A 12,213-nucleotide genomic window follows, 5' to 3' on the forward strand; every position below is an offset into this window, starting at 1 on the left:
AGAAGCAGGATTACAGTGACTTGTCTCGGGTCTCTTTCATCAGTAGCAGGGCGATCAGCGTGAGGCTGGCCATCGCTGCCAAATACAGACCGACATAGAACAAACCGTAATGGGTCGCCAGCCAGGTAGCGATGTAAGGCGCCACAGCTGCGCCGAGGATCGAGGCCACATTGTAGGAGAACGACGCACCGGTATAGCGCACTTCGGTCGGGAATAACTCGGGCAGAAGTGCGCCCATCGGACCGAAAGTCAGGCCCATGATGCTCAGACCGCACAGCAGGAAGCCCATCACCAGCGTTTGGTTACCGGAACCCAACATGCTTGGGAATAGGAAAGCGAAGGCGATCATCAGCAGGGTGATGACGATCATGGTCTTACGGCGGCCAAAGGCATCTGCCAGCAGGCCGGCAATTGGCACCATCACGCCAAAGCCAATCACCGCCACCATCAGCATCCACAGGAAGCTGTTGCGTGAGTATCCCAACCCCAGCGGTTGCGGTGTCGTACCGTAGGTCATTGAGTAAACCGTCATCAGATAGAACAGGGTATAGGTTGCCAGCATGATAAAGGTGCCAAGGATGGTCACCTTCAGGTGTTTGCTCAGCAAGGTGCCGAGCGGAATTTTCACCTGTTTGCCTGCTTTTGCTACCTTGGCGAATACCGGGGTTTCATGCAGCGATACACGAACATACAGGCCGATTAGCACCAGTGCGGCGGACAGGATGAAGGGTACGCGCCAGCCCCATTCCATAAACTGCTGATCTGTCAGCAGCCAGGAGAGTAGCAGGAAGGTGCCGTTGGCGAAGAAGAAGCCAATAGGTGCACCCAGTTGAGGGAACGAGCCATACAGCGCACGTTTTCTGGCTGGGGCGTTCTCGGTAGCCAGCAAAGCGGCTCCTCCCCATTCACCACCAAGGCCCAGCCCCTGACCGAAGCGCGCCAGCGCCAGCAGGATGGGGGCGAAGATGCCGATGGTTTCGTAGCTTGGCAGCAAGCCAATCAGTACGGTAGAAATCCCCATGGTGAGCAGTGAGGCGACCAGCGTCACCTTGCGGCCTACACGATCCCCAAAGTGCCCGAACAGTGCCGAACCAATCGGACGTGCGATAAAGGCGACGGCGAAAGTGGCCAGTGACTGTAGCGTCGCTGTCGTGGGATCACCCTGCGGGAAGAAGATATGCGGGAATACGATCACCGCAGCGGTAGCGTAAATATAGAAATCGAAAAACTCGATGGCGGTCCCGACCAGCGAGGCGACAATCACTTTTCCGCGCGAGTTAACAGGTGTTGACGCGTCGTCGGCGTCCAGAGTTGGTGCGATGGAGGCTTGCATAATATTTCTTATATTTTGAATTTGTAAAAATCCATCTTAGTCATAGCAATATGCCTTTTCAATGCTGAAACTTTGCACAATACCGTGATTAACCGGTTAAAAAGCTTAATGTTTCACTGGCGTGTTTCTACGTGGATTTTAACGTTGCCAAATGAATGATTTGCAGACTGAATACCTGTAAAAGCCGGAAAGAAAAGTTAGCGGGTAGTTTGTTGTGCTGGTTTTGGTGGGTATGGTGGTTGTATTTTAGTTTTATGCGCTGGTTTATTGGTTGTTTGTTGAAATAAAAAACCGGCCATCAGAGTGTGGCCGGTATGATTGCGTTGCTTCAGGGATCGGTTCGTTCCGATGTTGGTAGCGTTTTATCCTCTTTATACTGGGCAGTGGCAATCCAGGCGGCGCAGAACAGCGTCAGACGCGCGAAGAAATAGAAGAAGGCCATCAGCCCAATGACTGAACCAAAGGCGGCGCCCGAAGGGGATTTAGCGACCTGTGGTAGCGTCATTGTCATCACAAACTTAATCACCTCGAAACCGATAGCAGCAAGCAGCGTGCCGCGTAACAGCGCCTTTTTCTTGGGTTTATGCCGTGGCAGCATCCAAAATATCCAGAGGAACAGCAGGTAGTTAGCGAAAATAGAGATCGACAGTGCAATCAGCGTCATCGCCGGACGCAGCCAATCGATACCTTCCAGGCCCAAAGCACGGACGATCGCCGCCTGTGCCGAGCCGGCGATGGACGTCAGCGTTAACGTAATAATCAGTGCCACCACCAGACCGCTCAGTGAGATAAAGTCTCGGGTGTATTTGAAATAGATTTTTTCCTGGTCCTGCGGATTGCGTTCCCATACGTCACGCGATTGCGCGCGGATAGCCTCACGCAGGTTGCCCATCCAACTGATCCCCGAATACAGTGCCAGTGCCAGGCCGGTCAGCCCCACGGTCGTACGCTGCTGAATAGCGGTATTAACGGTATTTTTGAGCGTGCTGGCCAGAGTAGGGTCACTGATGCTACCGACAATTTTATTTATCAGCTCGGTCAGCAGGTCGGGGTTGGACGCCAGCACAAAACCAACAGCGGCGAATGACACCATCAGTATCGGGATCAGCGACAGAAATGAGAAATAGGTAATGGCGGCGCCGAATTGGCTGCCCAGACGATCGTTAAAGCGCTCGGTAGCACGTAACAGGTGGGCGATACTTGGCCAGGCTTTGATGCGCTCAACGAGGCGTGAAAAACCGGAAATACGCCGGTCAATTTTCTGGTGGCCGGTTTTGATGGCGATCAGCGGTTTTTGTGCCGCTTCATTGTTGGGCTGATGGGGGTCTTTATCTGATCCTGTAGGCATTACGTCATGATTTCCTTAACGATAAATATACCCGCCATATTTCAAATTACCTGTGCGTTGGCTGCTGTGGATTACCTGAATCACTTACTCTAATAAGCTCATCGGGACTCGCTCAGTTGCCACCGTCCTGCAACTCGAATTATTTAGGGTAGAGGCTCTCTCAGCTTTGATTATAGCCAAAAGGCTCGCCGGTTTGGCCACAAGGGCGGCAACCGACTAGTTTTTGAGCTTAGCGCGTTCACCATGTCAGTGAAATGCTACTGCTCATCGTTAGGTAAAATTCTTATATCAGCCGCGTACCAGCACGGTTTTTTTCATTCACCGACCTCCAATTTTTATCTGTTTCATCACCAAGAAAGCGTTTACTCATGATGTGGCGCTGCGGTTTATCGACCGTCGCGTTGCTGCAGCCGTAGGGGCTGGAACGGTTTTAACTGTCATCAATAGATAAAATGGAAGGTCATATGAAATTGCTAAATCATCCCACCTGTCGTCCGTTTACCGAAGCGGGCAATTTGACACAGATTTCCGCCTTCTATGAAGAAGAGCGGCACATCATGTGGATGCTGCTGCGCGCGGAACCACGTCCTTGTTTTAATCAGGCGTTAATTGAAGACATCATGACGTTGGCGCAGGCGGCCAAAGAGTCATCATTGCAGTTTGATTTTTGGGTAACTGGCTCGCTGGTGCCGAATATGTTCAACGTCGGCGGCGATCTGCAGTTTTTTGCGGAGGCAATTAAAAACCGCAAGCGTGAGGCAATGATGGCTTACGCACGTGCTTGCATCGACTGTGTACATGCGGCAGCACGCGGATTTGACACCGGAGCAGTCAGTATTGCCATGGTGGAGGGCAGCGCGCTGGGCGGTGGTTTTGAAGCCGCATTGGCGCACCATTTTGTTTTGGCGCAGAACAACGCGCGCATGGGGTTCCCAGAAATTGCCTTTAACCTGTTTCCTGGCATGGGCGGTTACTCGCTGGTGGCGCGCAAGGCAGGCATGCGTCTGGCGGAAGAGCTGATTTGGGGCGGTGAGTCGCACACGGCAGAATGGTTTGAAAGCCGTGGGCTGGTTGATCAGCTATTCCAACCCGGCGACGCCTACGTGGCTACGCGTACCTTCATTGATACTATCCGGCCTAAATTGAACGGTATGCGTGCGATGTTGCGCGCCCGCCAGCGGGTGCTGCAATTGACGCGTTCTGAATTGATGGATATTACCGAGGATTGGGTGCATTCAGCCTTCACCATTGAGGAGAAAGATCGCGCCTATATTGAACGCTTAGTTATGTTGCAGGACCGCCACACGTTGAACCTGCGTCGTGCAGGCTAATATGACCCTGCCCGCATCACGCTGAGGGGGATTGCGGGCGATAAGACAGCAGCCAATGCTCCAGCTGTTCTGGGAGCATTGGCCGCGCAAACAGAAATCCTTGTTTCTCATCAACACCGACTTCATCAAGGAATTGGTTCTCGCTCTCGGTCTCTACACCTTCGGCAATCACCCGGAATTTGAGGGCTTCTGCTGCTGCAACGATAGCGCGTACCAGCGATTGTGAAACTGGATTGAAATTCACGCCACGAACAAAACTTTTATCCAGTTTGATGGCATCCAGTGGGATACGCGACAGTTGTGCCAGCGAAGAGTAACCCGTGCCAAAATCATCCAGATGGACCTGCGCGCCCAGTTCGCGTAGCCGGGTGATTACCTCGCGTGCCCGTTTTTCGTCCTCAATCAGGCTGCTTTCTGTTAGCTCGAAGTCCAAGAGACAAGGTATCAACTGATTCTGTTGCAGCACCTGCGCGAGATCCTCGACGATAGAGTCATCCACCAACTGCCGTGCAGAAAGGTTGACCGCGACCCGCAGTTCTAATCCCTGACGTTTCCAGTGTGCTGCCTGTTTGGCGGCAGTTTGCAGAACCCAGCGACCGAGCGGCCCGATCAGGCCGGATTCTTCGGCGTAAGAGATAAATTGCAGGGGGGGAATCAGGCCGCGCTCGGGCGAATCCCAGCGTACCAGGGCTTCCACGCTGCACACCTTGCCGCTGAGTGCCTCAATTTTGGGCTGGTAGTACACCACTAATTGATTTTGCTCCAACCCCTTACGCAGATTGGTATCCAGCCACATATATTCCGCGACGCGTTTGTTCATCTCTGGCGAGAACACGGTGTAAGTGCGTTTGCCATGTTCTTTGGCGACATACATGGCGGTATCGGCGCTACGGATCAGACTGTCGAGATCGTTGCCATGTTCAGGGCACAGTGCGATACCAATGGAACATCCGGTGTAAACTTCAATAAGGCCAATGCGGAACGGTGTTTTCAGCCGGTCGATAATCCGCTGGGCTAACCGTTGTAACATCTCACGATCGGCTTCTTGCGCGAGTACAAGGAACTCGTCCCCTCCCAGGCGAGCCAAGGTTTGGTCCGGAGCAAGGCAACCCAGAACCGCCAGCGACACCTCTACCAGTAAACGATCGCCGAACATATGGCCGTAGGCATCGTTGACCTTCTTAAAGTTGTCGAGATCGAGATACACCAGTCCGATGTTGTTGCCATCACGTGTGGCGATCGACTGGGTAATTTTGTCCTGGATGGCATTACGATTTGGCAGGCCGGTAATGATGTCGGTATTGGCTAGTACTCGCAGGCGTTCCTGGGCGCGACGCTCTTCGGTGATGTCGGTGCCGGAACAAATCAGAAAGACTTCATTTTTACCGCTGCCACTGTGCACGAACTTATTACGGAACAAAAATAACCGCTCGCCCTTTACCGTTTTGATCCAGCGTTCCACTTCATAGGACGACCCATTGCGGAAAAAACCGGCGATATTGCGTCGCGATGCCGTGGCTTCTTCCGGGCTCATAAATAATTGAAAGACGTTTTTGCCGATAACATCATGTTCGTGCAGGCCGGTGTATTCTTCGCTTAGACGGTTGAAGCGCTGGATACGCCCATGCTGATCGACGATCACAATCACGGAATTGGCTTCTGACACCACTTGCTCGGCAAAGGAGAGGCCGTGCACCAGATCGCGAGCGACCGACTGGGTATCGCTGAAGGCAGAGGCGGTGCCCGCCCATTCCAGATTGTTGATCCGACGACCGACCAGGTGCAGGTGTATTGGCTCACCGCCCAGCGTGATAGTGATATCTAAGCTGGCGGTAATACCGCTAAGGCGGCGGATTTTTGCAGCCTGCATGGCGCTGAGTGCCACAGCCATATGTGTTTTGCCTTTGACTGCCGATAACGCCAGGGCATTGCTGTCAAACGCCAACCGCCAATAAGGGCTGTTGGTGCCGAAGTGGGCGTTAAGAAGCATAGGGCCTTGGTCTGCGAACATGATGATTCCTCAAAAGGGCACGACAGCCAGATCTGTGCGATGAGCGCAACAGCAGGTTTCTGGCCCGATAGTGGCCGTAGTGCACGTATCTCCATCATATAACACGTTTTTCACCGTCGGTGGATGAAACTATTATATAAGTAATAATTAGTTTTGCCCTATAAACGACACATTGCCACCCGTTGCCTTAGAGTGTAAGTGAGAACCTGCTGATTCGAGAGGTTAGTACGATTTTTGTGCATGGATGTCTTCATCGTCTTGTTGCAGGGCGGTTGTAGCAGAGAGGGCTAAATTATAATAAAGCGAGCAGATGGCAGGAATAATCCTATAGAGCTAAACGTCATCTTGAGGTGGATGTTATGCCGGTGTGAAATCAAAATTTCCGCATAGTAGGCATCATCTTCATAATTCACTCATTATTGGCGAATAAAACTGTTTTGGGCTTTAATAAATTTACACTCCATCGCATTACTATATGTTTAGTAGCCTATTATTATCTCCGACGAAAGAAGAGCCTGTTCACGTACAGCGCTCCTGATGAAGAATAACTTTAAGGAAATGATTATGCGTAAACTGACCGCTTTATTTGTTGCCTCTACTCTGGCGCTGGGTTCTGCTTCTATGGCTTTCGCTGCGGATACGACAACGGCACCGGCGGCGACGGATTCATCTGCTGCACCGATGAAAATGATGCACCATAAAGGCGAAGGTAAGGGTGGGCCATTTGCGGGTCTGAACCTGACCGAACAACAGCGCCAACAAATGCGCGACATCATGAAAGAATCGCACCAGAAGCGCGGCGCAGGTATGAAAGAGGAACGTCAGGCCCTACATAGCCTGGTTGCTTCCGACAGCTTCGACGAAGCCAAAGCGAAAACGCAAATTGATGCCATTAGCAAAGCGCAATCTGAACATATGTTGGAACGCGCCAAAGCTGAAAATAAAATGTATAACCTGCTGACACCTGAGCAGAAAAAACAATACAATGAGAATTATCAGAAACGCGAACAGAAAATGATGGACCACATGAATAATATGAAGTCGAAAATGACGACAGCGCAGTAATAATTTCATGAGGTAAGTAAAAAGGGCCGGATTATTATCTGGCCCTTTTTATTTTTCGGGGTAAAAATATTTATTTACAGCGAGTGTGATGGGTAGCGTGTATCCAGTCCGCTGGCAATGTGCTGAAATTGCTCGGTAATAATCTGCGAAAATCGCGGGTCGTTAATATGATAATCCGTTTTTACCAACCGCCGTTTGTTTGTTGGCTGCATCGTGCATTCCAGCGCCTGAACAAAAGCGTCTAACGCCAACGGATCCCAAAAAGGCTGTCCTGGCGCATCCAGTGCGGACACACCCCCTCCGGGGATCACAAAGCGTATTTCCCCTGTACAAGCATTCATTTTTTCCCCGATCCAACGTCCTATCTGTGCATTCTCCTGTGGCGTGGTACGCACCAGTGTAACCTGGGGATTATGTCGATGGCGTAGGCGTCCGGCATAGCGTGCCGGTACGGTGTCGGGCGAAGCAAAATTGATCATGTCTATTGCGCCACAAGACAGTACGCAAGGAATACTGGTACGGGCGATGGCCCCGAAACGATCTTCATTGCAGGGTAAAACTCCGTCGAACAGATAATCGGCCACCTCAGTGATGGTCAGATCCAGCGCGGCACTGAGCAAACGGCTGTCGATCAACTTTTCCAGTGCTCTACCACCGCTGCCCGTTGCGTGGAAAACCAAGCAGTCCCAGTGGGACTCCAGTGTGGCAACAACGTTCTGTATACAGGGTGTGGTGACACCGAACATCGTCAAACCGAGCGCGGGTTTACCCCCGACTTCATCGTTGGAAGCAAAGCGTACGGCCCCTGCAATCTGGCACGCTGCATTGTTCAGGACGCGTCGTGAGATACGGTTGAGACCGGCGATATCAGTGACGGAATACAGCATGGTGATATCGCTGTTGCCGACATAGGCCGAAACGTCACCTGCCGCCATGCTTGAGACCATTAATTTTGGCAGACCAATAGGCAACTGCTGCATCGCTGGGGTGATAATGGCTGTGCCGCCGGAACCGCCCAGACCAAGCAGGGCCGCGATATCATTGCGAGTCAAAATAAAGCGTTCGAAAGCGACAGCCATGGCGGCAATAGCTTGGCCCCGGTCATGGCAAAATACGGCGTTAGCTCCCTCAGGGTGATAACGGGCAATTTCCGCTGCGCTAATATCGGTAAGTGAGCTTGTTGGAAGGAGACGTGTCGAGAGATCAACGGTCAAAGTGGATAAACCTAGGCTGGAGATAGTCTGACGAACATACTCCAGTTCTTGTCCTTTGGTATCTGCTGTGGTAGCAATGTAGATAAATGTTGAAGTATCAGCCACTGCTTATTCCTGCGGATTTTATAAATTATTTATTAAAATTATAGTGTTATTTGTTTTTTTGGATCCCTGGTGTTGGCGATTTAATACTGAATGATTAATATATCTACATAATGAGACGCTAGTGTCATTTATGCAAGGCAAGGTCAGTTCAAAATGAGATGTCAGTCTCATTTTTGACCATCTAATGTTACCGACGAAGTGGAATGCTGTCGGTTTTGTGGTTATCGCGTGTTGTCCCGGGACGGGGAAAGCGAATAAGTATGATGAGGTAGCTGTGGTAATAACTGCTTTTCCCATGAAACAGGACCAAACTCTGACATCGACTCGGGCAAGAACCCATCGCTTATTGTTGACCAGTGCCATGGCGTTGTATGACGAAGGGGTATTTCCTTCAATTACCGAGCTTGCCGCGCATGCACAGGTATCTCGTGCCACTGCCTATCGTTATTTCCCCACCCAAAGCGAATTGATTGCCGCTGTTGTGGCCGAAAGTCTGGGGCCGATTCTGGAATGGCAACCACAGGATCAGGACGCACTGAAACGCATTCAGCAACTACTCACATTCGCTTATCCCCAAATGGAGCAGCACGAAGGGGCTCTGCGTGCCGCGTTGCAACTTTCGTTACAACAGTGGGCGAAAGCGACACCGGGTGAGAAATTTGTCCGCGGTAACCGTAAGCGCCTGCTTAATCTGGCGGTTGAGCCACTCCGGGATAAACTGCCGTCTGAGGAGTTGCAACGAGTCATTCATTCTTTTTCGCTGATTTATGGCTCGGAAGTTTTTCTGGTACTGAAAGATATTTGGGGGCTGGATCTCGGCGGTATTCAGGATGTGACGCAATGGATGGCGAAAGCCATTATTCGTCAGGCCGAAGAAGATGCGATGAACAGCAGAAAACCGCTAGCATGATAGTCCAATTTTTACAGTCATTCTCGGCGAAAACCAGCAGATTTCACTGAGTGAGTATTGGCAATTGTTATAATTTAAAGTGATAAAAAGAGCGTTTTAAGCATTTTTAGATAGGCCGAAGTGGGGAGCCCCATCCGGCTTTTTTTGTTTTTATTATTTATATTTATCAGATAATTATTTCTGATCATCGACGCGAGAAACGGATCATTCCTCACCCTTTTTTGCCATTGAAGATCCTTATGTCTCCCCGCCTTATTTAGCCGTTTATTGTGTTCCCCGATTAAGTCCCCGCGCCTTTGACACATTAGGCGTGCTTGAGATTGTTGTGCTTTATTTATTTGGTGTTACGAAACTGTTACACAAAAAAATCAATAAGACATTTGCAAACAACAATGGACGGTATCTGGGATGGAAAATAGACGTAAAGGAGTCAAGCCTGTTCAGGCGGCCTTCGGCTGGCCTGAAATTGGTGTTAATCGTGCACAGTGGAGTGCGATGCTTTTTTGCCTGGTGGCGATCGGTGGGGCGCAGGCTGCCCCTTATGTTGAAAGCGGTAAACCGGGCGATCCTGCTAGCTGGCGCAGTAAAGAGTTCAACGCAGAATGGGGGCTGGGGGCGATCCACGCCGATCAAGCCTACGCCGCCGGTTATAGCGGAAAAGGCGTAAAGCTCGGCATTTTCGATCAACCGGTATATGCCAAACACCCGGAGTTTGCCAGCCAAGACAAAGTGATCAACCTGGTCACTACTGGTATTCGCGAATACACCGATCCCTACATTCCGGTGAAAAAAGGCGACGTATTCCGCTATGACGGCACGCCGAGCGTGGATTCCGACGGCACCCTGGGTTCACATGGCACCCATGTGGGTGGCATCGCTGCCGGCAACCGCGATGGTGGCGAGATGCACGGCGTGGCGTTCAACGCACAAATCATCAGCGCGGAAAACGGCGACCCTGGGCCGGAAGACGGCATCATTCTCGGTAACGATGGTGCGGTGTACCAGGCCGGCTGGGATGCGTTGATCGCCAGCGGCGCACGCATTATCAACAACAGCTGGGGCATTGGCATCACTGAGAAGTTTGATCAGGGTGGCAAGGATCCGGCTTATCCCCACTTCACGCTCGCCGACGCGCAGAAACAATTCGATCAAATCAAACAGATCCTTGGCACCAAAGCCGGTGGCGCTTATCAGGGCGCAATTGATGCGGCACGCAGCGGTATCGTCACCATTTTTGCGGCCGGTAACGACTCCAACCTCAATAACCCGGACGCCATGGCCGGTCTGGCCTATTTCGTGCCGGAGATAGCCCCCAACTGGCTGTCGGTCGCCAGTCTGCAGGATCCGAACAACACCGGCGATTACAGCATCAGTACCTTCTCCTCCCGCTGTGGCTATACCGCCAGCTTCTGCGTTGCCGCGCCGGGCACCAGGGTGTACAGCTCAATCATTGAAGGCAACAGCGTAGATAACCTGACCACCGGTTATGCCAAATACAGCGGGACCTCAATGGCGGCGCCACACGTGGCCGGCAGCATTGCGGTGCTGATGGAACGTTTCCCGTACATGACCGGCGCGCAGGTTGCCTCAGTGCTGAAGACCACCACCACCGATATGGGCGCACCGGGTATCGATGCACTGTACGGCTGGGGGATGATCAATCTGGGCAAGGCGATTAACGGGCCGGGCATGTTTGTTACCGAGCAGGATATTCCTGAAGAGTTTCGGGTTAGCGGCGCTTACGGCCCTGAGCAGTTTGTCGTGAATCTGCCGGGTGTCGGCGCGGTACTGGACAAGGGCAAACCGACCGAGCGCGTGTGTGACGATATTCATTGTGGGCTGGATGTCTGGAGTAACAACATTTCCGGTCACGGTGGCCTGATCAAACAGGGCATCGGTACCCTGGTGCTGACCGGCAACAATAGTTACGCAGGGCCGACGCTGATCAATCAGGGCCTGTTGGCAATCAACGGTTCGGTCACCTCGGACGTTACGGTGCAAAACGCCGGTGTGCTGGGCGGCTCCGGTACCCTGGGGTCATTGACGGCCCGCAGTGGCGGCACCGTGGCGCCGGGCAACTCGATCGGGACGTTGAATGTAGCAGGTAATGTCAGCTTCGAACCGGGTTCCCGCTATGCGGTAGAAGTGGCGCCAAACGGCCAGAGCGATCGGATCCAAAGCAGCGGATCGGCAACGATCGGTGGCGGTGAAGTCGTGGTGTTGCAGGAACAAAACACCAACCTGCTGTCGCAAGATAGCGTGAGCAGTTTGCTTGGCCGCCAGTACAACATTCTGACTGCCCAGCAGGGGATAAGCGGGCAGTTTTCTTCTACTTCAACTTTTTCTCCCTTCCTCGGCGCCGGGCTGACCTACCAGCCCAATCAGGTGACGTTGAACGTCGGTCGTAACGACACCGCCTTTGCCAGCGTGGCCGCCACCCAAAACGAACGTGCAGTAGCAGCCGCGGCGGATGCCCTGGCGGCGGGAAACCCGGTGTACGAGAGCATCCTCAATGCCGGTTCGGCAGGGGAGGCCCGTCAGGCGTTCCGTCAGCTGTCCGGGCAGATCCACGCGGATATTGCCTCGGCACAGGTTAACGACAGCCGTTACCTGCGTGATGCGTTGAACGGCCGACTGCGACAGGCAGAAGGACTGGCAACCTCGCCGGACATCAAGGCGGACGACGACGGAGGTGCCTGGGCGCAGTTGCTGGGGGCCTGGGACCATGCGTCGGGCGATGCCAATGCGACGGGCTATCAGGCATCGACCTACGGTGTGCTGGTGGGGCTGGACTCGGCGTTGGCGGATGACTGGCGCTTGGGTGTGGCGACCGGCTACACCCGGACGTCACTGGATGGCGGCTACGGCTCGAATGCCGACAGCGACAACTACCACC

At 52.6% G+C, this 12,213-nt stretch carries 8 protein-coding genes; 4 read left to right on the top strand and 4 right to left on the bottom strand.

What is annotated here, in order from left to right; all coding sequences use genetic code 11:
* Positions 1-10 precede the first annotated feature (10 nt).
* Positions 11-1,333, bottom strand: a complete 1,323-nt coding sequence (locus SGR01S_RS22905) for an MFS transporter (protein WP_037424645.1) — start codon at positions 1,331-1,333, stop codon at positions 11-13.
* Between the two features lie 328 nt (positions 1,334-1,661).
* Positions 1,662-2,681, bottom strand: coding sequence for an inner membrane protein YhjD (gene yhjD, locus SGR01S_RS22910; protein WP_037424646.1), 1,020 nt, complete (start codon positions 2,679-2,681; stop codon positions 1,662-1,664).
* A 464-nt stretch (positions 2,682-3,145) separates the two neighbouring features.
* Between yhjD and SGR01S_RS22915 the strand changes: the two genes are divergently transcribed.
* On the top strand, positions 3,146-4,012 hold the full coding sequence (locus SGR01S_RS22915) for a crotonase/enoyl-CoA hydratase family protein (protein ID WP_037424647.1): 867 nt from the start codon (positions 3,146-3,148) through the stop codon (positions 4,010-4,012).
* A gap of 16 nt (positions 4,013-4,028) precedes the next feature.
* On the opposite strand, the gene pdeR is transcribed toward SGR01S_RS22915, so the two are convergent.
* The gene (pdeR, locus tag SGR01S_RS22920; RefSeq protein ID WP_061808674.1) at positions 4,029-6,023 is read right to left on the bottom strand and encodes a cyclic di-GMP phosphodiesterase; all 1,995 of its coding nucleotides are present in this window, start codon (positions 6,021-6,023) and stop codon (positions 4,029-4,031) included.
* Positions 6,024-6,587: 564 nt separating this feature from the next.
* Here pdeR and spy point away from each other — a divergent pair.
* On the top strand, positions 6,588-7,088 hold the full coding sequence (gene spy, locus SGR01S_RS22925; protein ID WP_061808675.1) for an ATP-independent periplasmic protein-refolding chaperone Spy: 501 nt from the start codon (positions 6,588-6,590) through the stop codon (positions 7,086-7,088).
* A 74-nt stretch (positions 7,089-7,162) separates the two neighbouring features.
* Here the strand turns inward: spy and SGR01S_RS22930 are convergent, their stop codons facing one another.
* The gene (locus SGR01S_RS22930) at positions 7,163-8,407 is read right to left on the bottom strand and encodes a Tm-1-like ATP-binding domain-containing protein (protein WP_061808676.1); all 1,245 of its coding nucleotides are present in this window, start codon (positions 8,405-8,407) and stop codon (positions 7,163-7,165) included.
* A 295-nt stretch (positions 8,408-8,702) separates the two neighbouring features.
* On the opposite strand from SGR01S_RS22930, the gene SGR01S_RS22935 reads away from it, so the two are divergent.
* A complete protein-coding gene (locus tag SGR01S_RS22935) occupies positions 8,703-9,317 on the top strand; it encodes a TetR/AcrR family transcriptional regulator (protein WP_061808677.1) in 615 nt (204 codons plus the stop codon).
* 408 nt (positions 9,318-9,725) lie between these two features.
* Positions 9,726-12,213, top strand: a 2,488-nt coding sequence (locus SGR01S_RS22945) for an autotransporter serine protease (protein ID WP_174522166.1), incomplete at its 3' end; no start/stop codon positions are given.

The sequence above is a fragment of the Serratia grimesii NBRC 13537 genome (assembly GCF_001590905.1).
Taxonomy (GTDB): domain Bacteria; phylum Pseudomonadota; class Gammaproteobacteria; order Enterobacterales; family Enterobacteriaceae; genus Serratia; species Serratia grimesii.

Bases quoted from the DNA above. Each gene is read 5' to 3' on its own strand.
- SGR01S_RS22905 (WP_037424645.1), bottom strand. From the start codon at position 1,333: ATGCAAGCCTCCATCGCACCAACTCTGGACGCCGACGACGCGTCAACA.
- yhjD (WP_037424646.1), bottom strand. From the start codon at position 2,681: ATGCCTACAGGATCAGATAAAGACCCCCATCAGCCCAACAATGAAGCG.
- SGR01S_RS22915 (WP_037424647.1), top strand. From the start codon at position 3,146: ATGAAATTGCTAAATCATCCCACCTGTCGTCCGTTTACCGAAGCGGGC.
- pdeR (WP_061808674.1), bottom strand. From the start codon at position 6,023: ATGTTCGCAGACCAAGGCCCTATGCTTCTTAACGCCCACTTCGGCACC.
- spy (WP_061808675.1), top strand. From the start codon at position 6,588: ATGCGTAAACTGACCGCTTTATTTGTTGCCTCTACTCTGGCGCTGGGT.
- SGR01S_RS22935 (WP_061808677.1), top strand. From the start codon at position 8,703: ATGAAACAGGACCAAACTCTGACATCGACTCGGGCAAGAACCCATCGC.